Consider the following 24,946-nt stretch of genomic DNA (forward strand, 5'->3'; position numbering starts at 1 on the left):
AGCAGCGCCCACGGGAGGACGACGTCGCGCCCTCGGCCGCCCAATCGCCCCGAATTCGGTTCGAATCTCGACCTGCCCTGACGGGGGCCTGTCCCAGGGCTGGTGACGGCTCCGCCCGCCGCCGGATGCAGCCCATAAGGAGCGCCGATACAGCCCCTTTGATTCACCTTTAGAGCCTTCTTGGAGGTCACCAGAAACTTCCGGCTGTCGGGGCGCAAGGCCTCTGCCACGGCCGCAAGGCACCGCGACCGCAAAGGTTACGGGCAAGGACCCCCCCTACCCCGCCGAAGTAACCAGCGGGGGACCCGCCGTGCGGGGAGGACCGGGGTCTGTCCCGGCACGTCGCCACTCGACTCTCGGGTGGCGGCAACCGCGCACGACGCAGGGCGGCATCGGCCGCTCGTGGTCTCTCATCTCACTGCATCTCAGGAGGGCAGAAACCCCATGAACCGCTACACAGCTCTGGCCGGCCTCGGAATCGTGGCCGCCGCGAGCGCGGCCCACGCCGACCCCACTGGTGGGGCCGACGACACCGCACTCGCTGCGACCTCGGCCCAGCCCGCCATCACCATCCCTGTCGTCGCCGACGGCGACCGGGTCTTCTGGAAGAACGATCTGCGCTTCACCTCGGGTGACGGGCAGACCACCTACCGCATCGGCGGCCGTATTCACTACGACGGCAGCTGGATCGGCCAAGACGACGCCATCCAGGCGGCCGGCTTCAACGAAGACGACTCGTGGCGCTTCCGGCGCGCGCGTCTCTACGTGAAGGGCCAGCTCTACGGCAACATCGGCTTCAACGCGCAGTACGACTTCGCAGGCACCGACGTCGCCGACTTCACGGACGTCTACATGACGATCGACAACTTCCTCGTTGGGGAGTTGCGGGTCGGTCAGATGAAGGAGCCCTTCTCGCTCGAGTGGCAGACCTCGTCGAACGACATCACGTTCCTCGAGCGTTCGCTGGCCTACAACCTGTCGCCGATGCGTAGCGTCGGCTTCATGCTGTCGGACTGGAACGAGGAGAACGCCCTGGGTTGGGCGGCCGGTATCTTCGGATCGATGCCCGACACCAGCGTGGGCGACGCCAACGTCGGCCGTGACGGCTACGCCGGCACCGGTCGCGTGACCTGGGCTCCCACCTACGACCCCGACAACGACCAGATCGTCCACGTCGGCGCTTCGGTCTCGATCCGCGGTGCGGGTCAGGTCGACTTCGGTGGCATCAGCTACGAGATCTCCGGCTTCGGCGGCGGCGCCGGCGCGGCGATCCCGCTCGAGGATTCGACCCACCTCGGCGTCGAAGCCGCGGGCGTTTTCGGTCCCTTCTCGGTCCAGGCTGAGTTCAACTCGGCCACCCAGAACGGAACGGGTTCCGTCGACCCCGACGCCACGGGCTTCTACCTGCAGGGCAGCTACTTCCTGACGGGCGAGTCCCGCCCCTACACCCACGGACACTTCGGTCGCGTGACCCCTGAGTCCAACTGGCGCGGTTTCGGCGAAGACGGAACCGGCGCTTGGGAGTTGGCGGCCCGGTACTCGATGCTCGACGTCGACAACGTCGCTGAGGCCTCCGGCCTCAGCGCGGGCGTCAACTGGTACCTGAACCCGAACGCCCGCATCATGCTCAACTACGTGATGCAGTCGATCGACGACTCGAACGGCGGCGGCGGTCTCGACGCCGATGCCGACGCCATCTCGGCACGCTTCCAGGTCACCTTCTGAGCCAGTGACCGCCGCGGGCCAGAGGGGCGCGTCCCCTCGAACCCGCGGCTCCTTCAACCGCCCCCCTCGGACGCGTTCCGGGGGGGGCGGCTGGCGTTCGGGACGCCCCATTCGCGGCGCGGCCGGAGCCGGGTCGCATTGATTCGGGCGCGCCAGGCGAAGAACACGCCGGTTCGCGGACCCCGCGGGCTCAGTCGCGGCACTTGTAGCCGACGCCGCGCACGGTCTGCACGAGGTCGCCCTGGTCGCCGAGCTTCTTGCGGATCGCGCTCACGTGCACGTCGACGTTGCGGTCGAGGATGTAGCTCTCGCCCGCGGTGATGTTGTCGACCAGCTCGTTGCGGGTGAAGACTCGACCCGGCTGGGAGACCAGCGCCCACAACAACCGGAACTCGGCGCGGGTGAAGTAGACCGGCTCGCCGTCGACCACGATCTCGTGGCGTTCGGAGTCGAGCACCACCGTGCCGACCTCCATGCGCGTGGGCTTGCCGCCTGCCTGACGGCGCTTGGCACGCCGTAGGACTGCCCGGACGCGGGCCACCAGCTCCTTGGGGCTGAAGGGCTTGGTGACGTAGTCGTCGGCGCCCAGCTCCAGGCCCAGGACCACGTCGCTCTCTTCGCCCTTGGCCGTGAGCATGATGACGGAGGTCTGCTGGGTCTCCGCCTGGCTCTTGAGCAGTCGGCAGACCTCGAGCCCGTCGATCCCGGGGAGCATCAGATCGAGCAGCACCACCGCCGGCTTGCGCAGGGTGGCCTCGCGCAGGCCCACCTCGCCGTCGCCGGCGGCGTGGACCCGATAGCCTTCGCGTTCGAGGCTGCGCTTGAGGAGCTCCCGAATGTCGGGCTCGTCCTCGATGATCAGGATGGTGTCCTTCGTCGCGACCCGCTCCATTTGCACGGCGGCCTGCATGTCTTTACGTCGTCGAATCCCGGGCGCGGTTGCGGAATGCCTGCCGCGTGAGTCGGGGCCGGGACGGTAGGGGCGACCGACGAAGATTCGGTCAACGCACTGCGAATCAGCCGTTCAGGGTCGCAGAAGGGGACTGACCGCTGTCGGCGCGGAAGCCGTAGAAGGCGGCCCGTTCGAGACTTGGGGCCGCCTCGGGTCGGATCTGGTAGGTGCGCACGGCCCACAGGTCCTTGAAGATGCGGTAGCGCAGGGCAGTCTGATCCAGGTAGTCGACGCCGCTCGACCCACCGGTGCCGGTGCGCCGACCGATCACGCGCTCGACCATGCGGGCGTGGCGCTGGCGGAAGATCAACAGGGCCTGCTCCATCTCGATCACGGCCTCGACCAGAGCGCCGGGCCAGGAGAGCAGGGGCAGGTCCTGGTAAGTGAGGATGAAGAGCGTCGCCGCGCGGCGACGGCGGGTGGCGGGGCCGTCCTCGCCCTGGGGGCTCAGGAAGTCGCGCAGGGCCCGCTTCTCGGCCGAATAGCGCTCGTCGAGGGTCGCGCGGTCGATTGCGCCCATGGTGCGCTCGAGGGCGCTGGCGTGGGACCGGTCGATCTCACGGCCATGGGCGGCGCTGTAGGCCTCCACGAAGCAGTCGAGGACCTCGACGTCACCCTCGTCACCCAGGGCGACCCCGTCGATCGGGGTGCGCTCGAGCCAGGCGTGGAAGACCTCGAGGAAGGAGGGCCGGTCGGCGAGCTGGGCCTGCACCCGCTCGAATGCGGTGGAGTTGCCGCCGGCGTGGTCCTTCAGGGCGGCCAGGTAGTCGCCCTCGGCCCCGAGCGGAATGCGGTCGGTCGCCTCGAGGCCCAACAGGATCTCGATCTGGCGGAGTTGAGCGCTCTGGAAGCCGCTGGCGGGCATCAGCTTGTCCCGGAAGCTGAGGTAGCCGGCGGTGGGCAGGGTCTCGATCACCTCGAAGTGATCGACGCAGCGGCGCAGGATGGTCGTGATCCGCTGGCAGCCGTGGACCGCGCCGGCCAGGGCGGTCTCGGCCACGTGATCGGCCCGGAAGAGGTCGCGAACGACACCGAGCTCGCGCAGGACGAGCTTGAACCACAGCTCGTAAACCTGGTGCACGGAAATGAACAGGACCTCGTCGTTGGAGAGGCCGGTCTCGTCGGAGGCCAGGCCGCCCTGGAGGGCGAGGAGCTCTTCGACGCGGATGTAGTCCCAGTAGTTCGGGCGCCGGACGGGGGTGGCCGAGGGGGTCATAGGCAGGGGGGGGGCGCGCGGGGTGGGAAGGTTCCGAGAGCCGATCGGGGTTCGGTCCGGGCTCGACGGCGGGGGCGGGGTTCCTCCGGTCGTCGGCGCCGATAGCATAGGGGGCTCGCCGGAAGAGCCCCAAGATGTCCCAGACCCTCAAGCCCACCGCCCTCGCCCCCTCCCTGGCCGAGGTCGAGGAACTCCTCGCGCGGCCCCTCCTGGACCTGGTCTTCGCCGCAGCGGGGGTCCATCGGGAGCACCACGACCCGCGCGCGATCCAGTGCTCGCAGCTCTTGAGCATCAAGACCGGCGGCTGCCCGGAGGACTGCGGCTACTGCTCCCAGAGCGCCCACTACGAGACGCCGGTCGAGCGCAGCCCCCTGGCCCAGGTGGACGAGGTGGTCAGCGCGGCCGAGCGGGCCCGCGAGGGCGGGGCCGACCGGTTCTGCATGGGCGCGGCCTGGCGATCGGTTCGTGACGGCGCCGAGTTCGACGCGGTGATCGAGATGGTGCGGCGGGTCAAGGGCCTCGGCCTGGAGACCTGCGTGACCCTCGGCATGCTCGACGCGGCCCAGGCCGGGCGACTCGCGGAGGCCGGTCTGGACTACTACAACCACAACCTCGACACCGGGCGGAGCCACTACGACTCGGTCGTGAGCACCCGCACCTACGACGATCGGCTCGAGACCCTGGAGCGGGTGCGAGCGGCGGGGATCCACGTGTGCTCGGGCGGCATCCTCGGTCTGGGCGAGTCGACGGTCGCGCGCGCGGAGCTTCTGTGCGAGCTCGCCGGGCTCGATCCCCAGCCGGAGAGCGTCCCCATCAACCAGCTCGTCCAGGTCGAGGGCACTCCCCTGGGTGAGGGTCAAGTGGTTGATTGGACCGATGTGGTGCGCGTGGTCGCGGCGGCGCGGGTGCTGATGCCCAAGACGGTGATCCGGCTCTCCGCGGGTCGCACTGAGATGGACGAGGCGACCCAGGCCATGTGCTTCCTGGCGGGCGCGAACTCGATCTTTGTGGGCGACGAGCTGCTCACGACCCCCAACCCCGGCGAGGCGAGCGACGCGCGCTTGTTCGACAAGCTGGGGCTCGCGCCCCTGCGCCGGGCGGGCGGGAGCTGCGGCACGCGGCCGAGTGCGGATCATTCGTCGAGCGCCGGCGCGAACGAAGGCGGCGGCTGCCGCTGATTCGCGGCGAGTCGGTCCGACATGACGGCACCGCGCGACGATCGAGGCCGGTCACAAGGGCCGCTCGAGGGGGAGCTGCGCGCGGAGCTCGAACGGCTCGAGCAACGGGGATTGCGGCGCAGCACGGAACGGGTGTCGGTGGGGATCGACTTCACCTCGAACGACTACCTCGGCCTGGCCCGCGATCCGGTGGTGATCGCCGCGGCGCGTGCGGCGCTGGAGAACGAGGGGGCGGGTTCCCGCGCGGCTCGCCTGCTGTCGGAACGCTTGCCGTCCCACGAGTTGGCCGAGCGCAGAGTGGCCGAATGGGTCGGATCCGAGGCGGGGCTGCTGTTTCCGACCGGCTACCAGGCGAACCTCGGCGTGGTCGGCGCCCTGGCCGGCGCGGGGGACCTGATCGTGTCCGACGCCTTGAACCACGCCTCGCTGATCGACGCGGCGCGACTGTCGAGGGCCACCACCAAGGTGCATCGCCACCTGGACCTCGAGCACGTCGAGCAGCTCTTGGTCGCGGGTCGCGGCGCGCGCCGGCGGCTGGTGTTGACCGAGGGCGTCTTCAGCATGGATGGGGACCTCGCGCCACTGGCTGAGCTGCACGAGCTGTGCGAGCGCCACAACGCGTACCTGGTCGTCGACGAAGCCCACTCCGCAGGCTTGCTGGGCCCGCGGGGAGCCGGCGCCTTCGCCGAGGCCATGGAGCGAGGCTGTGGATCGGAGCGGGTGGCGGCGCGCATCGTCACGGGTGGCAAGGCCCTGGGCTCGGCGGCAGCGGTGGTCGCCTGCGGATCGGCCCTGCGCGAGGTCCTGGTCCAGCGGGCGCGGACGTTCGTCTTCACCACGGCCTCACCGCCAGCGGTCGCCGCGGCCTTCGCCGCTGCCGTCGAGCGCGCGGCGGCGGCGGAGGACTTGCGCGAGCGGTGCTTGGCGATGGCCCGGGACCTGGCGCACCGGCTCGGCTTGCGCGTTCCAGCGGCGGCGATCGTGCCGCTGGTGGTTGGGCACGAGGGGTCGGCGTTGGCCTTGGCGGAGGTCGCTGAGCGAGGAGGGTTCGCCGTGCGGGCGGTGCGGCCGCCGACGGTGCCGGATGGAACGTCGCGGTTGAGGTTGGTGGCCCACGCCCACAACAGCGTGGACGAGACTCGGGAGTTGTCAGAGCTCTTGGCCCGAGGCTGGAAGGACCTGGCTGGGGTGCAGAGCTCCCCCGGGCCCCCCCCCCCCCCCCCGCCCCCACCCCCCCTCCTCTCGTCGACATCGACGTTGCAGGCACCGCCATCACCGGCGGGACCCTCTCGGGCCAGTTCGACAACTCGATCCCACTCAACCTCTCGATCGCGACCAAGGCCTCGGCCGAGACCACAGAGCCCAGCCCGGCCCGACCGTCCGCACCCTGCTTCGTCATCGCCGGAACCGACACCGACGTCGGCAAGACAGTGGTCAGTGCCATGGCACTTCACGCCGCCGCCGGGACGGGGCCGGCCGGCTATTGGAAACCGGTGCAGACCGGCGTCGATCCGACGAGCGCCGAAGCGCACGCCGGATCGAGCCGAAGACAGAGCGCGACGGACGCGGACGACACCTTCGAGGTGATGCGGTTGGCGGGCGCGCCGGGCTCGGTGTTCGAGAATCCCCTGCGTCGGTACCCGCTGCCCGCATCGCCCCATGAGGCGGCGACCCACGCCGGCGACGTGCTGCCGGTGGAAGAACTCGCACCCAAGCTGGCCGAGATCCGCTCACGCTCCGCGGAGCGCCTGTGGATCGTCGAACTGGCAGGGGGCTTGCTCGTTCCCTACCGGATGGACTGGCTCCAGATCGATTGGTTACAGCAAATCCGGGTTCCTTTGGTGCTGGTGGCTCGCAGTGGGCTGGGGACCCTGAACCACACCCTGCTCTCGGTCGAGGCGGCCCGCGCCCGTGGGCTCGAGCTCGCCGCCCTGTTTCTGGTCGGTGAGCGCCATCCCTCCAACGAGCGGACATTGATCGAGACCACCGGCATCCCGCACGTCTTCGTCCTCGAACCTCTCGCCCCGCTCGACCAGGCATCGGTTGCAAAGTGGGTCGCAGTTGCTCGCAGCCATCGCGGCGCTAGCCTGGGCCAGGTACTCGTCAGACCGCCCCGTCCCCATCCTCCGTCCGCCGCGCGCCAAGATTCGAACCCGTCGGCGGCGACCCCGGTGCGATGAGCGATCCCTCCGAGTCGTTCCTCGCCCGCGATCGGCGGACCCAGTGGCACCCCTACACCCAACACGCGGTCGATCGTGAGCGCCTGGCCGTCGTGGGCGCCCGCGGTGCGCTCTTGGATTTGGCCGACGGGCGGCAACTGATCGACGCCATCTCGTCCTGGTGGGTCTGCCTGCACGGGCACGGCGAGCCGCAGCTGATCGAGGCCATGCGTGCCCAGGCTTTGCGGCTCGACCACGTGCTGTTCGCCGGCACCACCCACGCTCCAGCTCTGGACCTGGCCGACGCGTTGCTGCCCCTGGCGCCCCGGGGGCTGACGCGCCTGTTCTTCTCCGACAACGGCAGCAGTGCGGTCGAGGTGGCCTTGAAGATGGCCTACCAGCGCCATGCCCTGGGCGGCGAGCCCCAGCGCAGCGTGTTCGTGGCGCTCGAGGGCTCGTACCACGGGGACACCTTCGGCGCCATGTCCGTCGGCGACCCCGACCCCTTCTTCCACACCTTCGCCTCGATGTTGTTCGAGGTGCGCCGCGTTCGTCCCGAGCTGGGCGCCTTCGCGGCGGCCCTCGACGAACTGGGCGAGCGCGCCGCGGGCGTCATCGTCGAGCCCCTGGTCCAGGGGGCCGGCGGCATGCGGATGCACGGCCACGACGTCCTGCGCGACGCGCGGGCGGCCACGGCGGCGCGCGGCCTGCCGCTGATCGCCGACGAGGTCATGACCGGATTCGGGCGCACCGGCAGCCTCTTCGCCTGCGGTCAGGCCGGCGTGGAGCCGGACCTCATGTGCCTGGCCAAGGGCCTGACCGGGGGCTTCATGCCGATGGCCGCGACCCTCGCGCGCGAGGAGTACTTCGAGGCCTTTCTCTCCGAGGATCGCACGCGCACCTTCTTCCACGGCCACTCCTTCACCGCCCACCCGATCGGCTGCGCCGTGGCGCTCGCGTCCCTCGCACTGGTTCAGGAGCGCGACACGCCCGGCCTGCTGGACGCCGCCGGGGCGCGCATCGAAGCGCGGCTGCGCGAGCGCCTCGGCGACGACCCGCGCGCGCGCGATCTACGCCGAACCGGCGGAATCGTCGCGGTTGACGTGGTGCCGGCCGACGGCGCGCCGGAGGGCTACCTGGCCAGTCTCGGCCCGCGGCTGCGCGCGGCGGCGATCGAGCGTGGGGTTCTGCTGCGCCCCCTGGGCGACGTGCTGTACGCCATGCCGCCCGCCTGCATCGACGCGGCCCAAGCCGACCAGATCGCCGAGACGATGGCTCAGTTGGTCGAGCTGGCCTGAGCGCCGACTCCGCCCAGACGCTCGACCTGGTCGCGCACCAGCTTCTCGGGCGCGCCGGGCTTCATCCCCGCCGAGCGGGCTTGTTCGAGCGCGATCTCGACCGGCACAGCATCGACGACGCTGCGATAGATCGCGAAGAAGATCGCACTGCGGCTCCCGGTCTGACAGGTGAGCAACAACAGGCCGTCGCGCTCGAGGGCGATCTCCGCCAGGACCCTGTCGACCTGCGCGTCGGTCGGCAGCTCCTGGTCGACCGGCAGGGAGACGGGACGCAAGCCGAGCTGCAGGGCTCGGATCAGCAGGGGCTCGATCACGTCGGCCGGGCGCAGGTCGATCAGCGTCACCACGCCCCGGCGCTCGAGCACGTCGAGGTTGTCGGGCGTGAGGTTCGCGGCGAGGTACAGGTCGCCACACAGGAAGCAGCGCACGTCCCCTGGCAGCGGCTCGGCGGTCACCGCGTCGTAGAGCTCGGGTTGCGGCTCGTCCGAGCGCCCGAAGCCGAACAGGCCACAGCCCCCGAGGGCCAGGCACAAGAGCGGCAGTAGGTACCGTCGCGCGTGCAGCTTCATGGGCGAGGGGTCGGATCGGTCGAGCGCAGCGCAGAGCTCCCCAGGAGCGCCCAGCCGACGATCATCAACAGGCCGCCCATGGGGGTGATCGGGCCAAGGATCGCGCCCGGGCCGCCAAGGGCCAGGCCGTAGATCGATCCCGAGAAGAGCAGGGCCCCGACTCCGAAGCAGATTCCGACCGCTCGACCCAGGGGCAGCCGCGGCACGAGTGCGCCGCACAGGATCAGGGCCAGCCCGTGCCAAACCTGGTAGCGCACGGCGGTGTGCCAGTTCTCGAGCTGACCCGCGCCATCGAGGCTGTCCTTCAGGGCGTGGGCGCCGAAGGCTCCGAGGATCACGGCCACCCCACAGAGGGTCGCGCCCAGGGCTACGAAGGTCTGAGATCGCATGGAGGGAGGGTCGCCGCCAGGCGGGGTCGCGAGCGAGCGAACCGCGGGGCCCGCTAAGGTAGGCGGCACCCGCCCGCGCGGCCACGCCCGAACTCGACAGGAAGCCACGATGACCCCCCCCAACGAGACGCCGACCCTCGCGCCGGCCGCCGTCGACGTCGAGCGACGCTCCGACGGCAGCCTGGTCCTGCGCTCGCCCCAGGAGCTCGGCCCCTACGCCGCCCAGCTCGGGATCCACCTACGCGCCTGGGCCGACCGCGCCGGCTCGCGGACCTTCCTGGCCGAGCGCGCCGCCGGCGCCCGCGGCTGGCGCGAGGTGACCTACGCCAGCGCCCGACGCGGCGTCGACGCCCTCTCGGCCCGGCTGCTCGAGCTCGGCCTGGGCCCCGCGCGCCCCCTGGCGATCCTCTCGGACAACTCGGTGGACCACGGCCTCTTGGCCCTGGCCGCCATGCAGGTGGGCGTGCCCGTGGCGCCCATCTCGCCGGCCTACTCCCTGCTCACTGCCGACCGCACCAGGCTGCGCGGGATGCTCGAGCTGCTGGAGCCCGGCGCGGTCTTCGCGGAGAACGGTGAGCTCTTCGCGACCGCTATCGCCGACGCCGCCCCGGCCGACGCCGCGCGGCTCTGGTCGACCTCGCCCCTGCCTTCGTCCGGTGCCGCGCCCTCGTTCTGCGTGCGGGAGCTGCTGGAGAGCGAGTCGGGCCCCGCGGTCGAGACCGCCTTCGCCGCGGTCGGTCCGGACAGCGTGGCCAAGATCCTGTTCACCAGCGGCTCCACCGGCCTGCCCAAGGGCGTGATCAACACCCAGGCGATGCTGTGCTCCAGCGTCCAGGCCCAAGCCCAGGTCTGGCCCTTTCTGGCCGAGCGCCCGCCCGTGATCGTCGACTGGCTGCCCTGGAGCCACACCTTCGGCGGCAACCACAACTTCGACATGGTCCTTCGAAACGGCGGCAGCCTCTACGTCGACGCAGGCAAGCCCGCCCCCGGCCGACTGCAGCCGACCCTCGACAACTTGGCTGACGTCGCGCCGACCCACTACTTCAACGTGCCGCGCGGCTACGCGATGCTGATCGGCGAGTTCGAGCGCGACGAGGCCCTGGCGGCGAACTTCTTCTCGCGCCTCGAGATGGTCTTCTACGCCGCCGCCGCCCTGCCCCAGGACCTGTGGGAGCGCATGGAGGCCCTGGCCCTGAAGCACGCCGGACACCGCGTCTTCATGGCCTCGGCCTGGGGCTCCACCGAGACGTCGCCCCTCGCGACAGCCGTGCACTTTCCCATCCCGCGCGCCGGCGTGATCGGCCTGCCGGTGCCGGGCACCGAGATCGCCATGGTGCCCAGCGGCTCGAAGCTCGAGCTGCGCGTCAAGGGGCCGAACGTCACTCCGGGCTATTGGAAGCGCCCGGACCTCACGCGCGAGGCGTTCGACGAGGATGGCTTCTACCGCATCGGCGACGCGGGCGTCCTCGCGGATCCGGAGCGTCCGGAGCTGGGCATCGTCTTCGACGGCCGCGTGGTCGAGGACTTCAAGCTCTCGTCGGGGACCTGGGTCAACGTGGGGATCCTGCGGCCGACGTTCCTCGCGAGTTGCGAGGGTCTGGTCAGCGACGCGGTGCTGTGCGGGCACGACACCGATGGAATCGGCGCGCTGGTCTGGCCGGATCCCGGGGTTGTGGAGCGCTTGACGGCGGACCTGCCGGCGGGGACCGGGCTCGCCGAGCGTTGCGCGGATCCGCGCGTGCGCGGGGCCCTGGGGCAAGCGCTGGCGCGGCACAACGAGGCCCATTGCGGCAATGCGCTGCGGATCGAGGCGGCCCTGTTCCTGGAGGCGCCGCCGAGCATCGACGCTGGCGAGATCACCGACAAGGGGTATGTGAACCAACGCGCGGTGCTCGAGGGGCGCGCGGAGAAGGTAGCGCAGCTGCTCGCGCGGGGTGACGGAGTGGTGATGGCGGAGTGAGGATGTCGGTAGGCGTTCGTACGGTGCCAGGCACAAAACCGCCGCCTACGCGGACCGGCCCTCTGCCGCCGTTGGCGGCAGAGGGCCGGTCCGCGTAGGCGGCGGTTTTGTGCCTGGCACCGTACGAACGCCTACCGCCAGTGCCTCAGCGCTCCTCGGCGAGTGACACGCCGAGGTACGCCGCGCGCAGCTCCTCCTCGAGCTCGGCGATCTGCCCTTCGAGGCTGGCCACCACATTCGCGTCCGCCGAGCCGCTCGCCTCGCGCTCCCGCTCCAGCTCGTAGCGCAGGTACTTCAGTCGATCGACGGTCGCCTGAGGTCCCTCGGCCGGGGGCAGGTTCGCTTCGATCGCGGCGCGGTTCGCGGCGACGATCGCCGCGAGCTCGCGGAAGGACTCGTCCGAGCCCCGATCCGCCACCTCGAGGCAGCGTTCCGACAGCTCCTCCACCGAGTCGCCCCGGGCGTAACCCGAGCGGCGCAGGACCTCGGCCACCTGGGCGGCGCAGATCGCCCGTTGGAAGCCCACCGGGCTGGCCTCGAAGGCCCAGGTCGCCGCGCTCCCGCTCACCTGCGCCTCGATCTCCCGGGCGACGTCGTCGGCCGGGGGCTCGTAGGCGTCGGCGGTGCGGTCCACCCCTGACTCGAAGGGCGGCTTGAAGCGCACCCGCACCGTGGCCAGGGCCCCGCCGTCGTCCGACAGCCGCACCCCGTCCAGCTCGTACAGCGCGACCACCACGTGCCCCGCACCCACCTCGCCGGCGTCCACGTCGTCCTGGCGGAACTCGCGGTTCGCCAGGGCGCGGTTCTCGTAGCCGAGCAAGCGATAGCTCGCCACTCGCGTCGGGTCGAACTCGACCTGGATCTTCACGTCCCGGGCGATGGTCTCGAAGGCGCCGGTGAAGTTCTCCACCAGGGCCTTGCGGGCCTCGAGCGGCGTGTCGACGTAGTTGCAGATGCCGTCGCCGCGGTCGGCGAGTTGCTCCAGGAACACGTCGTTGTGGTTGCCCATGCCGACGCCGATGGTGTTGAGGTACACGCCGGTCGCGCGCGCCCCGGCCACCTGCTCCAGCAGGGCGTTCTGGTCGGTCTCGCCGATGTTGCCGACGCCGTCGGAGAGCAGCACGACGCGGTGGTTCGTCTGCGAACCGGCGCCAGCCGCTGCCACGCCTTCCGCCGCCAGGCGATAGCCGTCCAAGAGTCCCGCCTGCACGTTGGTGCCGCCGTCGGCCGCCATCGAGAGGATCGCCGCCTCGATCACGCCGCGGTTGGCCGCAGAAGTCCGCGGCAGGATCACCCGCGACACGTTGGCGAAGCCCACGATCGTGACCGCGTCGCGCGAGTCGAGCTTGGTCAGAAGCTGCCGCAGGGTGTCCTTGACCAGGCCGAGCCGGTCCTCGCGCTTCATCGAGCCCGAGGTGTCGATCACGAAGGTCAGGTTCAGCGGCTTGCGCTCGCTGTCGGCCACCTCGCGCCCAGCCACGGCCACGCGCAGCATCCACTTGCCGCCGTCGCCACTATCCAGAGCCGAGCCGCCGAAGATCGAGGGCCCCAGGTCCGTGTGGATCGCGAAGACGTCCTCGGTCGGCGCCGGCACGTCCGCGTCGAAGTAGTTGACGAACTCCTCGGTGCGCACCTGCGCGCGGGTCGGCAGGGTGCCGTTCATCAGCATCTTGCGCGCCAGGGCGTAGCTGGCCGTGTCCACGTCGACGCTGAAGGTCGACAGGGGGTCGGCAGAGGTCTCCATGAAGGGCCGCTCGCCCCAGTGGCGGAAGTACATCAGATCCAGGGACTCGCCCATCCGCCGACGGCAGTCGAGGAGCAGCCTCTCGAGCTGCGCCTCGGCCTCGGCACGCAGGATCTCCGCGCGCTTGGTCTCGACGAAGCGCTCCACGGCCGCGCGGCCGACGTCGTCCGCCAGGTCACCCGAGTAGCCCGAGTTCAGGTAGCCCAGGGCCTCGAGCACGTCGGGCAGGGCCGAGCGCTCGATGCCGAGCTGGCCCAGGATCTGATCGACGAAGTCCCTGCCGAGGCCTCGCGTCAGCGTGACCCCGAAGGCCGCCTCGCCGTCGTCCTCGGCGTAGCCCAGGAAACCGAGTTCCCGGCGTCTGGCGCGTTCCTCGACGGGAGCGCTCTCGCCAGTGCCGAGAAAGAAATCACCCGAGCCCGTCGTCGTCGCGGGGGCGAAGCTGCCGCCCGTCGTGCCGGTAGGCCCCGGCGACGTCGGCCCCGCAGGACCGCCGCTGGCCGGACCCTTGGGCGCCGGAGTCGTCGACGGCGCGCGCGTGTCGCTGGCTCCGCGGTAGGCGCCCGTGGCCGACCGCTCGAGTTCGAGCGAATCGCGACCCGGCGCGGCGATTTCGGCGGGCGCCGCACCGCCTGCACCGCCGCCCACGCCGATCACATCGTTGAAGGAGCCGGAATCGAATGGGCTCCTCGCATCGCCCTGGGCCGACTCGCGGTCGCTCCCGGTGACGATGTAGCCAGACTTCGCCGCGGGGGTGCGACCCGCCTTCGGGGACTCGTCCAGATAGCCGAGGCTCCTGAGCTGCTCCGCGGCTTGCGGCGTGACCTCGAAGGAGGCCTCCGGCTCGGCCGACACGGACCCGACGAAGGCCCCTCCCGCTCCGCCGCCGTTCTCCACGTAGAGGCGCGCAACGTCCTCGATCGTCAACGACTCCGACGAAGAGACGCTCCAGAGGATCGTTCCCTGTGCCCCCTCCGTTCCCAGGAAGCTCTCGCCGCCCTTGATCTGCTGCGCGTCGAGCGCCCCTTCGGACTGGCGGGGCTCAGCGGGCGCCATGCCAGCACCCTGCTCCGCATAGCCCAGCGCTTCGGTCAACTGCTCGACCAGCTTCAACGCCGCTTCGGCCTGGGCCTGATCCTCGACCAGGACTCCGCCGATGGCGCGGAACGCCGCCTCGGACTCCTCGGGGGACAGGGCCTGCCCCCTGCCGTAGCCGAGCCCCGGCAACTGCCCCGCCCTGTGCACCGAGTCGCGCGAGCCGATCGGAGCTCCGTCCTCGACGACTCGGCGGAGGTCCTCCATCGAGTCCAAGACCACCGCGCCATCGGCCCGCAACTCCGCCAGCCGCGCATCGATCAGCGCTTCGCGATCGGCGGCGCTCGGGTCGACCCCGGCCGCGACCTGCTCGCGGAAGGCCAGGCGCGCGCCGCCCTCGGAGGCCTCGGATCGAACCGGTGGCCGCGCCGTCGAGGCCGGGGCCATGTCGGCGCTGGCCAGGCGGTCCGAGAGGTTCGCGATCATCGGCCGCGTGGCGAAGCCGACCCAGGTGGCGCCGCCCAGGAACAGCAGCGCGGCTGCGGCCGAGAGCCAAGGTTGGCGGGCCACGAAGGAGCCGCTTCCGGGCGAACTCCCACCGCCGCTGCCACGGTTGCTACCGCCGCCGCGCGCCGCGTCGAGTGAGTGGACGGTCGCTCCACTCTCCAGTCCGCCGCTCGCTGCGCCCGGTTCCGCGGAGGCCGCGGCCACCGCCGTCGCGGCCACCTCGGCCGCGGTTCGCGTCGCCGCGCCCGTGGCGCTCGCTCCACCGAGCGGCAGGTGCTCGCGCAACAGGCCCAGGGTCGCCGCCAGGCGATCGCGCTCGGCGCGCAGGGCCTCGTCGCCCTCGAGCTCGCGCTCGAGGGCCGCCTTGTCGGCGCCCTCCAACTCGCCGAGCAGGAGCGCGCACAGGCGCTCGTGCTGCTCGTCGTGCTCGGTCGGCTCGTTCACTTCGTCGAATCGTTCCATCGCGTCTCCGGCACCTTCGCGGTGCAGTTGTTCGTTCCCGCCGTTTCGCGGCTCGTCCCGCGGCTCGTCCCGTCGCTTCCCGCTCACAGCGCACCCCCTTCGCCGCCGGCCGTGGCCGGGCAGAGGTGCGCGAGCTCGTTCGACAGGGCCTTCAACCCCTCCGAAATCAGCCAGCCGACCGTGCCCGTCTTGCGGCCGGTGATCTCGGCGATCTCGCGGTAGCTGCGCTCGCCGACGAGCCGCAGCACCAGCACCTCGCGCTGGGCCGGCGGCAGGCGGTCGAGGCCGCGCTCCACGGCCTCGCGGGTGTCTTCGGCCTCGACGCCGTCGAGCCCCCCGCCGGTGGCCTCCTCGGGCGCCACCTCGCTCTCGCGGCGTGTCCGCCGCGCGTCGCTTCGCATCATGTCCATGGCTGCATTCCTCGTGACCGTGTGGAGCCAGCCGCGCAGCTGCGCGGTCTCGCGTTCCCCATCGCCCACCGAGTCCGCCGCGAGGGCCGGAGGTCGCCGCGCCAGGCGCACGAAGGCCTCCTGGACCACGTCCTCGGCGGCGCCGCCAGGACCCAACAGGGCCCGCGCGTGCCGCAGGAGCACCGTCTGATGTCGCTCGACCAGGGTCGTGAAGGCTCCTTGGTCGCCCTTGACCCAAGCGGTCAGGAGTTCGCCGTCGGTTCGCTCGTCCATGCGGTTCTCGGACTCAGCCCGCGGCGCCCGAACAGGGGCTCGGCGGGGCAATCGGTGTGGCAGAGCGCGCGGGAGGCTTCCCGCCCGGGCTCCGACCTGGGAACGGCGCCATGGCTCGAACTCTTGGGTTCGAGGTCAGATCCGCCACAATCAGCGTGCCAGAGCGGCCTTGCGGGCCCCAGGATGCACCTGCCCATGAGAACCGAGAGCTTCGACCCCAACGCCGCCGCCGATCCCGATGCGGGTCTCTTCGGCCTCGGCAGCGACCCCGAGCAGGCCGCGGTCCACGTCATCCCGGTGGGCTTCGACGCCACGACCTCCTTCCGCCCGGGGGCCGCCGCCGGCCCCGAGGCGGTCGCGACCGCCAGCCTGCAGGTCGACCTCTTCGACCGCCTGTTCGGCGCTCCCTGGCGCTCCGGGATCGTGATGCGCGAGGCCGACCCGCGGGTCGCGGCCCTGCAGGCGGCGGCCTTCGAGCCCGCCCGGCGGGTGATCGCTGCGGGCGGCGTGGTCGAGGGCAACGCGGCCCTCGAGGCGGACCTGGCCGGGGTCAACGAGGCCGGGGCGGAGCTCAACCGCGTGGTCCACGCCCACACCGCGGCGCTCCTGGCCGAGGGCCGGCTGCCCGTGATCCTCGGCGGCGACCACGCCGTGCCCTTCGGTGCCATCGGCGCCGCCGCCCGCGCCCACCCGGGGCTCGGGATCCTGCACTTCGACGCCCACGCGGACCTGCGCCTGGCCTACGAGGGCTTCGAGTGGAGCCACGCCTCGATCCTCCGCAACGTGGTCGAGCACCTGGACGGGATCGGCCACGTGGTCCAGGTCGGCGTCCGCGACCTGTGCGACGAGGAGGCCGAGTGGATCGGCGCCCACCCCGAGCGCATCACGACCCTGTTCGACGACCGCTGGGCGGCCACCCGCATGTCCGGCGCGGACCTGCGGCCGGTGGTCGACGAGCACCTGGCGCGCCTGCCCGAGCACGTCTGGATCACCTTCGACGTGGACGGCTTGGACCCCTCCCTGTGCCCCCAGACGGGCACCCCGGTCCCCGGCGGCCTGTCCTGGAACGAGACCATGCTGTGGCTGGTGCGCCTGGCGGCCGCCGGCAAGAAGGTCGTGGGCTGCGACCTGGTGGAGGTGGCCGAGCACCCCGAGGTCACCGGCGAGGCGCCGGGTGCCAGTTGGGACGCCAACGTGGGCGCCCGGCTGCTCTACCGCCTGATCGGCTGCGCCCTGAGCACGCGCTGACGGTCGGTACCGCGGCCTCGGCAGCCACGCCGTTCGAGATTCGCGCGCCGATTGGATCGATCGGGGCCGCGATTCCGTTTCCCTAGGGGGGAGTCCCGCCCGGAGAGATCGATGGCCAGCGAGCAGAACGAACCCCGAGACCCCTCCCGCGAGGATTCAGTCCGCGAGGACTCGGTCCGCGATCAGGCCTTCGAGCGCTGGTTCGAGGAGCTGATGCACCTCGACACCGAGGAACGCTCGGCGCGCCTGGAGAGCGAGACCGTCCTGTCGGACCGCGACCTCGACGACTTCCTGGACGCCCTCGAGGAGGGCGACCAGGGGCGGGCGCGCCAGCACCTCTCGGCCCTGTTGCGCTTCGCCCTGGACGAGGAGATCCAGGCCAGCAACGAGCTGCGCGCACGGATCGAGGAGCTGCGCCGGCTGGGACCGAACTCCGACCGCTTCCACCGCGGCCGCAAGATCGGCCAGGGCGGCATGGGCGTGATCCACCGGGTCACCGACCGCTCCCTGCGGCGCGAGCTGGCGCTCAAGAGCCTGCGCCCGGACCGCATGCGCGGCGGGCGGCCGGACCCCTCGCTGGTGCGGCGCTTCATCGACGAGGCCCAGGTCACGGCCCAGCTCGAGCACCCGGGCGTGGTGCCGGTCTACGACGTGGGCGTGGAGCCGGACGGGCGCCCCTTCTTCGCCATGCAGCTCGTGCACGGCGTGTGCTTCGGCGACGCGATCCGCGCCCTGCACGCCAGCGGCGACAACCCCGCGGCCAAGGTCGCCGGCGGCATCACCTGGAACCGCGAACGCGCCATCGAGACGTTGGTGCGCGCCTCCGAGTCGGTGGCCTACGCCCACAGCCGCGGCGTGGTGCACCGCGACCTGAAGCCCGACAACATCATGGTCGGGGCGTTCGGCGCCGTGTACGTGATGGACTGGGGCCTGGCGCGGCTGGTCGGCGAGGAGGAGGAGGTCGTCGCGGAGGTCGACGCCTACGCGAGCCCGACCGTCGAGCCGGCGTCCGTCGTGACCGACGGTCGCGACCGCTCGCAATCGGACCACGCCGACCCGACCACCACCCGCGAGGGCACGGTCCTTGGAACCCTGGCGTACATGTCGCCGGAGCAGGCCCAGGGTCGCCACGGTGACGTGGGTCCGGCGTCGGACGAATACGCCCTGGGCGCGATCCTCTACCACGTGCTGGCCGGGCACGCTCCCTACGGCGAGCTCGGGCGAGCGGCGGACGACTTCGACACCCTCTACGACCGGGTGCGCCAGACGCGCCCCCTGTCCATCGACGAGGCCGCGCCCCAAGCGCCGGCCGAGCTGCGCGCCATCTGCCGGCGAGCCATGGCGGCCGAGCCCGCGGACCGCTACCCCGACGTCGGCGACTTCGTCGACGACCTGCGCGCCTACCTCGAGCGGCGCGTGGTGCGCGCCCACCGCACCGGCGTGCTCGTCTCCGCGGCCAAGTGGATCGAACGCAACCGAGCCCTGTCCGGCGCGGTTGCGGCCGGGCTGCTCCTGGCCTGCCTGTCGGGCGCCGGATGGCTCGCCAGCGAGGCGCGGGCCGCCGAGAAGGCGCTCGAGGCCCAGAGCCTGGAGAGCGCACGGGACAACTACGCGTCGATCGCGCGGCTGGACGAGCTGGAGCGCTCGGCGTCCGAGCTGCAGTCGATCGATCCATCGCTGATCGAGGCCTACGAAGCCTGGATCGCCGAGGCCGACGCGGTGCTCGAGTTGGCGCGCACCGAGTTCGGCGCCGGCACCATCGGTGCTTGGTACGACAGCCGCGTGGTCAAGTCCTCCGCCGCCCTGCCGCGCCGGGGACCCGAGAGCCAACAGCGCGCGCAGGCCCTGGACGAGGCCCGCCGCATCGAGCGCACAGCCGCCGTGTTGGAGCGCAGCGGCTTCCCGCAAGAGATCGTGATCGACCTGCGCGCCATGGCGGGCGAGGCCGCGGCCGCCGCGGACAGCCTGCGTTCGGGGAGCGTTTCCGCCGCGGATGCTCTGGGCTTGGGCGGCGTGCCCTTTGCCGCCGCCCTGGCCTCTGCGGGCAGTCCCGAGCGCGACTCGATCGAGCGCCGCCTGGACGCCCTGGCGGGCCTGGTGCCCGGGCCGCGGCGCGGAACGACCCCGGAATTCGGCCTGGGCGTCGAGGACCGGCTCGAGTCAGCGCGGGCGATGGTCGCCTGGCAGGCGGGTGACGAGGCCCGCGCCGCCTGGCGCGACGCCGCCGCGGTGGCCGCTGACCCCGCGGGCCCCTACGGCGGCATCGCCCTGGTCCCCGACCGGCGCCTCGCGCCCTTGGGTGTCGATCCACTCTCTGGGCTGCTCGAGTTCGCTCACCTGGCCACCGGCGCAGCACCACGGCGCGGCGCGGACGGACGGTTGGAGCTGGGCGCCGGGTCCGCCGTAGTGCTGGTGTTGGTGCCCGGCGGCGACGACCTGCTCGGGAACGGCGCCGAGCCGGGCGACGAGCTCTACGACCCCCTGGCCCGGGACGACGAACGGCGACTGCACACCGTCTACCTCGATCCGTGGCTGATGGCCAAGCACGAGCTGACCCAGGCGCAGTGGGAGCGCCTGGCCGGTGCCAACCCCAGCGCCTACCGCTACGAGGACTCGGGCGACGACTCGATCACGATCACGCCGCTGAACCCCGTCGAGAACGTGCGCTGGTCGGAGGCCGTGGCGGTGCTCGCCACGGTCGGGCTGGAGCTGCCCACCGAGGCCCAGTTCGAGGTCGCGGCCTCGGCTCGCAGCGACGATCGTTGGCCCACCGGCGACGACCCCGCGTCCCTGCGCGACGCCGCCAACCTGGTCGACGGCGTCGCCGCGGCGATCCCCGGCGCGCCCTCGCAGTGGGCGATCTACCTGGCCAAGAACCCCGAGCACACCGACCCCTTCGTGGTGCACGGTCCCGTGGGCAGCTTCCCCGCGAACGCCTACGGCCTTCACGACGTGGCGGGCAACGTCTACGAGTGGTGCGCCGACGCCTTCGGGCCCTACCCGGCGGAGGACGACCCCGGGGCCCCACCCCTGTGGTTCGGGCGCGGGGAACGCGTCGCGCCCGGCGAACCGGCGCTCGACCCGGACGCGGACCACGTGGCCCGCGGCGGAGCCTTCACCAGCTCGCACCAGGAGGCGCGGGTGACCTTCCGCGAACGCCACGCCGCGCGCAGCAGCTTCTCCAATCTCGGCCTGCGCGCCGCCATGCGCGCTCCACTGGGATCCGAAGGGGAGTAGTCAGCCCGGATCGACTCGGATCCCAGTGCGGCCGCGCGCTGCGCTGCGCGAGTCAGGCCGCCGCCGGCGATCGCCGGCGGAAGGGATCGATCCGGGCTAGCAGCCGGGGCTCTCGCCCACGGCCACGAAGGAGAAACCGTGGTGGCCGCCGGCGGGCTTGCCGTGTGGAGGCCGGGTGTACCCGGAGACGACGACGAAGCTCTTCTTCGGCGGGTCGATCTTCTCGATCGTCGGCCGCGCCTTGAACTCCAGGCCGGCCGCGGGATCGCCCGCGTCCGTGGCACGTTTGGACGTCGACTTGACGCTCTCCACCGAGGCGAGCAGCTCGATCGACTCGATCTTGACGCGGAAGCGCTTCCAGCCACTCGCGTGGCGGCCGAGTTCCACGACCTTGAAGCCCTCACCGGCCGCGACCTGGCCGTTGGGGGACACGGTGCCCTTGATCTTCACTTCAACCATGGTCGATTGCCGGGGCCGATGGGGCCTGCTCCGCGCAGACCCCGCACGGGAGCCCACCAGGATCCACGAACGGGGACTGGACGCCCAGGGGAACCTCGGGAGCGGCGAAATTCCTCGGTCCAGGTCCGTGCCTCCCAATGGGCGGTGGTGGAAGGGCCTGGCGGCAGATCCCAACAAGGACTGTCCCGGCGCCCTGGAGCCCCGCGGGGCACCCCGGCCACCCGCCAGCCGCCCATGGAACGACCCCAAGAACCCCTCCGCGCCCGGCGTCCCTCCACCCCGGTGGACGCGGCCGAAGCCGTGACGCCCGGCCCGACGACCTGGCGCGTGCTCTCCCACCTGGGCGCCTACGGTTTCTACGTCCTGCCGATCTTGGGGGACCTGATTCCGATCTTCGTGATCTGGATCACCAAGGGCCGCGAGGACCCGGAGGTCGAGCGCCACGCCCGGGCGAGCCTCAACTTCCAGCTCTCGATCTGGATCATGAAGCTGGTCACGATCCCGCTCTGCCTGATCCTGATCGGCTTCCCGGCCCTGGCGGTGCTGATCCTGATCGACCTCGCCCTGCCCCTGGTCGCGGCGATCCGCGCCGGCAACGGCAAGTTCTTCGAGTACCCCTTGGCCTTCGAGTTGATCGGGCCGCCGGTCCAAGACGGTCGCGAGGCCGGGGCGGACGAGGGCGACGCCCGCCCGGCCATGGGCGCTTGAGCGCCGGGTCGCGACGAGCAGCGAAGCGTCCATCCGGTGCTCGGCGGTCGGTCGGCTGGTCGCCCCTCAGCCCTGGAACAGCGTCCAGGTGTAGATCGAGTAGGCCCCGAGCAACGCCGCGCCCTTCACGCGCCCCAGGCGCGCGCCGCCGATGGCGGGAAGGACGATCGCGGCCACGCTGAAGGCCAGCACGATCCACAGGTCGGTGGAGAGGGCGCCCTCGAAGGCCGCCGCGAGCTCGGCACGGCTGGCGTCGTCGCCCATCGCCTCCGCCGTCAGGGGCCGCACGACGCCGACGATGCCGAGTACGGCGAGCAGGTTGAACACGTTGCTGCCGACCACGTTGCCGATGCTGATCTCGGCCTCGCCCTTGAAGGCGCTTCCGAGGCCCGCGGCCAGCTCGGGCAGCGACGTGCCGACCGCGACCACCGTCAGGCCCACGATGCGCTCGTCCACCTCGAGCTTCACGGCGCCGGCCTTGGCGCCCTCGACCATGGCCCAGGCGCCGACCGCGACACCGACCATGCCCGAGACCGTCAGCAGGATCGAATTGCGGTTCGCGGTTCCCTCGACCTCGCCCTCGCCGCCCCGCTCCCGCGCGGTGATCCACAACACGCCGTTGTAGATCGCGAACAGCACCAAGAGCGCGATGGCGTCCAGGCGCGTCAACGCTCCGTCGGCACAGACCAGCCACAGGCCGGCCAGGGAACCGAACAGCCAGACCGTGTCGCGGCGACCCAGGCGATGCTCCAGGACCCGCGGCATGACCATCGCGCAGGCGCCGAGCACCAGGCCGATGTTGGCGATGTTGCTGCCCAGGACGTTACCCAGGCTGATCGCGCTGGCGCCCTGCAGCGCGGCCATGGAGGAGACCACCACCTCCGGTGCCGAGGTGCCCCAGGCCACCACCGTCAGGCCGATCGCGAGGCTGCTGACGCCGATGCGGCGCGCGAGGGCGCTGGAACCCGTCACGAGCCAATCCGCGCCCTTGGCCAGGAGCATGAAGCCCGCGACGAGGAGCAGACTGACGGTCAACCAGGTGGGATCTTCGAAGGGCACGGGCGGGATGATAGCCGCCCTCAGCGGCCGACCACCCACGGCCACGGATCCAGACCCAAGCTGCCCGCGGGATCGCGCGGCGCCAGACCCGCGAACCACTCGAGGGCCGCGGCGCGCAGGGCTTCGAGCCGCTCGGCCTCGGCCTCCGCCAGGTTGCGCAGCTCGACCGGATCGCGGACCAGGTTGAAGAGCTCGGTGCGACCGCCGTCGGGCTCGAGCAGCAGCATCCACTCGCCGTCGCGCAGACCCAGGGAGGGGCTGCGATCGATGTAGCGACCCTGCTGGACCACGCGCGACTCGTAGAACAGCGGCGTGCCGCGCGGCCGCGAGGCGCCGAAGAACACGTCGCTGACATCCTCGCCGTCGAGCTCCGTCTCCGGCGTCAGCTCCGCGCGCCCCATCCGGGCCAGGGTCGGCAGGAAGTCGACCCCCGAGACCACGGCCTCGCGCTCGATCCGCCCGGCCGGCACGCGACCGGGCCAGCGCACGATCAAGGGCACCCGCAGGCCGCCCTCGTACAGGCTGCGCTTGGTGCCGCGGAAGGGCCCGGAGCTGCCGGCCGCGGAGTAGCTCGCGTTGCGGATGTCCTGCACCTCGGGCCCGTTGTCGGAGGCGAAGATCACGATCGTGTTGCGGTTCAGTCGACGCTTGGAGAGGGCGTTCATCAACCGCCCGAGCTGCACGTCGAGCTCGCCCACGTGGGCCGCGTAGAGGGCCTTGGCCCCGGGCGGATTGCCGGAGGGCGGCCCGAAGACGGCGTAGTTCTCGAGCCGCGGGATCTCGGTCGAGAGGGGTGCGTGGGGGTCGAGCAGCCAGAGCTGGGCGTAGAAGGGCCGCTCGTCCTCGGCGTCGATGAAGTCCAGGGCCTCGTCGACGATCTGACGCGAGGAGCCCGCGCGGTCGGTGCGCCACAGGCTGCGCTCGCCGTCCCAGCGCTTGGCGATCCGGGCCCGGTCGAAGCCGTATTCCTCGAGGGTCGGCGCGCCCTCGGCCGGCGCGCCCAGGTGCCACTTGCCGAAGTGCGCCGTGCGGTAGCCGGCGCTGGCCAGGACGTTCGCCACGTTGGGCAGCCGCGCGTCGAGCCACTCGACCCCGTCGTCCTCCTGGTCCACGTGCAGGGGCCCGTGGATCGCGAGTTCGGCCGGGAAGCGCCCGGACATGAAGGCGGCGCGGCTGGGGCTGCACGTCGGCGCGGCCGCGTAGAAGTTCGTGAACAGGCTGCCCTGGGCGGCGAGCTGATCGATGTTGGGGGTGTCGTAGTCCGGGTTCCCGTAGCAGGAGGGATCGCCCCAACCCAGGTCGTCGGCCAGCACGAAGAGGATGTTCGGGGCCGGGCGCGCGGCGCGCTCGCCGTCCTGGGACGGTTCGGCCGCGGGGAGAGCGACGCCGGTCGGCGCGGCCAGGATCACGGTCAGGAGGGCGGAAGTTCGCAGCATGGCGATCGCGGCGCGCGGGGTCCCGGGTACCGGAGTGGACCCGATGGAGAGCGCGCCCACCGAGGGTACGGCGCCCTTCGCGGCGGGCGTAAGATCACGGCCGTGCAACCCACGATCGGACTCATCGGGGGGCTGGAGGAGCGGCGCGTCTGGCGCGTCGACCTGCCCCTGCGCTACGGCGAGGCGGTGCGGCGCGCGGGCGCCGTGCCCGTGGGCCTCTACCCCACCACCGACGCGGGGGAGCTCGCCGCCCAACTCGAGGCCCTCGACGGCCTGGTCCTGACCGGGGGCGACGACTTCGACACCGAGCGGCTCGGTCTGGGGCCCACCCACCCGTCCGCCACGCCGGTGCCAACCCTGAAGCAGGACGCCGATCTGGAGCTGGTCCGGGCCGCCCTCGAGCTGGGGCTGCCGCTGCTCGGGATCTGCTACGGCATGCAGCTGATGGCCCTGGCGGGCGGGGGCGAGCTCTTCCAACACCTGCCGGAGGACCGTCCGGGCTGCGCCCAACACTCCGGGGACACGGTCCACGGGATCGTCGCCCGAGGCGGAACGAAACTGGCTCGGATCGTGGGCGTAGAGCCCCTGGCAGTCGTTTCTCGGCACCACCAGGCCATCTCGGGTCTGGGCGGGGCCTGGCGCGTGGCCGCCACCGACGACGAGGGTCTGATCGAGGCCGTCGAGCTGGACGGCGATCGATTCGTCCTCGGCACCCAGTGGCACCCCGAGCTTTCGACGACTACAGGAGCCTTGGTCGAACCCCACGATCGGAACGCACGGCTGTTCGAAGCCCTGGTGAGCGCGGCGCGCGATTGGCGCGCCCAGCGCTCGGCTCGAGTGCGCGCGAGTGCTGCTCCGCCGACCTGCGTTGCGAGCGCAGCGTCCGCCCTGCCCGGGGCGGGTCCGACCGCGCGCTGAACGC

Annotated in this window: 18 protein-coding genes and 1 pseudogene; 10 read left to right on the forward strand and 9 right to left on the reverse strand. The window is 71.8% G+C overall.

Translation table 11 applies throughout. The annotated features are described in order from the left end of the window. The first annotated feature begins 444 nt into the window (after positions 1-444). Entirely contained in the window at positions 445-1,725 is a 1,281-nt protein-coding gene (locus Pla133_RS24470) for an OprO/OprP family phosphate-selective porin (protein ID WP_145070269.1), read from the forward strand. 190 nt (positions 1,726-1,915) lie between these two features. Here the strand turns inward: Pla133_RS24470 and Pla133_RS24475 are convergent, their stop codons facing one another. Both Pla133_RS24475 and Pla133_RS24480 read right to left on the reverse strand, forming a co-directional pair. Next, on the reverse strand, positions 1,916-2,635 hold the full coding sequence (locus Pla133_RS24475) for a response regulator (RefSeq protein WP_419191932.1): 720 nt from the start codon (positions 2,633-2,635) through the stop codon (positions 1,916-1,918). Between the two features lie 106 nt (positions 2,636-2,741). Then, positions 2,742-3,893, reverse strand: coding sequence for a tryptophan 2,3-dioxygenase family protein (locus Pla133_RS24480; protein ID WP_145070272.1), 1,152 nt, complete (start codon positions 3,891-3,893; stop codon positions 2,742-2,744). A 134-nt stretch (positions 3,894-4,027) separates the two neighbouring features. Here Pla133_RS24480 and bioB point away from each other — a divergent pair, with 134 nt between their 5' ends. From bioB to bioA, 4 genes and pseudogenes are all read left to right on the forward strand, one after another. Continuing rightward, a complete protein-coding gene (gene bioB, locus Pla133_RS24485; protein ID WP_145070274.1) occupies positions 4,028-5,071 on the forward strand; it encodes a biotin synthase BioB in 1,044 nt (347 codons plus the stop codon). Positions 5,072-5,092: 21 nt separating this feature from the next. Next, positions 5,093-6,208, forward strand: a pseudogene (locus Pla133_RS24490) (aminotransferase class I/II-fold pyridoxal phosphate-dependent enzyme); the annotation flags it as partial. Positions 6,209-6,513: 305 nt separating this feature from the next. Continuing rightward, positions 6,514-7,251, forward strand: coding sequence for a dethiobiotin synthase (gene bioD / locus Pla133_RS24495; RefSeq protein WP_419195413.1), 738 nt, complete (start codon positions 6,514-6,516; stop codon positions 7,249-7,251). Next, entirely contained in the window at positions 7,248-8,528 is a 1,281-nt protein-coding gene (gene bioA, locus Pla133_RS24500) for an adenosylmethionine--8-amino-7-oxononanoate transaminase (RefSeq protein WP_145070278.1), read from the forward strand. The genes bioD and bioA overlap by 4 nt, the downstream gene beginning before the upstream one ends. Here bioA and Pla133_RS24505 read toward each other — a convergent pair. Both Pla133_RS24505 and Pla133_RS24510 read right to left on the reverse strand, forming a co-directional pair. Beyond that, positions 8,507-9,097 carry a protein-tyrosine phosphatase family protein gene (locus tag Pla133_RS24505; RefSeq protein ID WP_145070280.1) on the reverse strand — a complete coding sequence of 197 codons (591 nt, stop codon included), beginning with the start codon at positions 9,095-9,097 and terminating at the stop codon, positions 8,507-8,509. The genes bioA and Pla133_RS24505 overlap by 22 nt on opposite strands. After that, on the reverse strand, positions 9,094-9,486 hold the full coding sequence (locus Pla133_RS24510) for a DUF423 domain-containing protein (RefSeq protein WP_145070282.1): 393 nt from the start codon (positions 9,484-9,486) through the stop codon (positions 9,094-9,096). The genes Pla133_RS24505 and Pla133_RS24510 overlap by 4 nt, the downstream gene beginning before the upstream one ends. A gap of 109 nt (positions 9,487-9,595) precedes the next feature. Here Pla133_RS24510 and Pla133_RS24515 point away from each other — a divergent pair, with 109 nt between their 5' ends. After that, complete coding sequence (locus Pla133_RS24515) at positions 9,596-11,446, forward strand: feruloyl-CoA synthase (protein ID WP_145070284.1); 1,851 nt, start codon at positions 9,596-9,598, stop codon at positions 11,444-11,446. 145 nt (positions 11,447-11,591) lie between these two features. Here the strand turns inward: Pla133_RS24515 and Pla133_RS24520 are convergent, their stop codons facing one another. After that, complete coding sequence (locus tag Pla133_RS24520; protein ID WP_145070287.1) at positions 11,592-15,194, reverse strand: YfbK domain-containing protein; 3,603 nt, start codon at positions 15,192-15,194, stop codon at positions 11,592-11,594. Positions 15,195-15,277: 83 nt separating this feature from the next. Then, positions 15,278-15,877 (reverse strand): RNA polymerase sigma factor, encoded by a 600-nt coding sequence (locus Pla133_RS24525; RefSeq protein WP_145070289.1) that lies wholly within the window; start codon positions 15,875-15,877, stop codon positions 15,278-15,280. Positions 15,878-16,072: 195 nt separating this feature from the next. Here Pla133_RS24525 and Pla133_RS24530 point away from each other — a divergent pair, with 195 nt between their 5' ends. Both Pla133_RS24530 and Pla133_RS24535 read left to right on the forward strand, forming a co-directional pair. Continuing rightward, positions 16,073-17,125 (forward strand): agmatinase family protein, encoded by a 1,053-nt coding sequence (locus Pla133_RS24530; RefSeq protein WP_419191933.1) that lies wholly within the window; start codon positions 16,073-16,075, stop codon positions 17,123-17,125. Positions 17,126-17,236: 111 nt separating this feature from the next. Next, entirely contained in the window at positions 17,237-20,362 is a 3,126-nt protein-coding gene (locus Pla133_RS24535; protein WP_145070293.1) for a bifunctional serine/threonine-protein kinase/formylglycine-generating enzyme family protein, read from the forward strand. Positions 20,363-20,458: 96 nt separating this feature from the next. On the opposite strand, the gene Pla133_RS24540 is transcribed toward Pla133_RS24535, so the two are convergent. Then, positions 20,459-20,821 carry a hypothetical protein gene (locus Pla133_RS24540; protein WP_145070295.1) on the reverse strand — a complete coding sequence of 121 codons (363 nt, stop codon included), beginning with the start codon at positions 20,819-20,821 and terminating at the stop codon, positions 20,459-20,461. 234 nt (positions 20,822-21,055) lie between these two features. Between Pla133_RS24540 and Pla133_RS24545 the strand changes: the two genes are divergently transcribed. After that, positions 21,056-21,529, forward strand: a complete 474-nt coding sequence (locus tag Pla133_RS24545; protein ID WP_419191934.1) for a DUF4870 domain-containing protein — start codon at positions 21,056-21,058, stop codon at positions 21,527-21,529. Positions 21,530-21,595: 66 nt separating this feature from the next. Here Pla133_RS24545 and Pla133_RS24550 read toward each other — a convergent pair whose 3' ends face one another. Together Pla133_RS24550 and Pla133_RS24555 are read right to left on the reverse strand one after the other, a co-directional pair. After that, positions 21,596-22,588: a calcium/sodium antiporter gene (locus tag Pla133_RS24550; RefSeq protein ID WP_145070298.1), complete on the reverse strand. Its 993-nt coding sequence runs from the start codon at positions 22,586-22,588 to the stop codon at positions 21,596-21,598. Between the two features lie 20 nt (positions 22,589-22,608). Next, positions 22,609-24,024 carry a sulfatase family protein gene (locus tag Pla133_RS24555; RefSeq protein WP_145070300.1) on the reverse strand — a complete coding sequence of 472 codons (1,416 nt, stop codon included), beginning with the start codon at positions 24,022-24,024 and terminating at the stop codon, positions 22,609-22,611. Between the two features lie 102 nt (positions 24,025-24,126). On the opposite strand from Pla133_RS24555, the gene Pla133_RS24560 reads away from it, so the two are divergent. Continuing rightward, entirely contained in the window at positions 24,127-24,942 is an 816-nt protein-coding gene (locus tag Pla133_RS24560; RefSeq protein ID WP_419191935.1) for a gamma-glutamyl-gamma-aminobutyrate hydrolase family protein, read from the forward strand. Positions 24,943-24,946: the final 4 nt, after the last annotated feature.

The sequence above is a fragment of the Engelhardtia mirabilis genome (assembly GCF_007748095.1).
Lineage (GTDB): Bacteria > Planctomycetota > UBA1135 > UBA1135.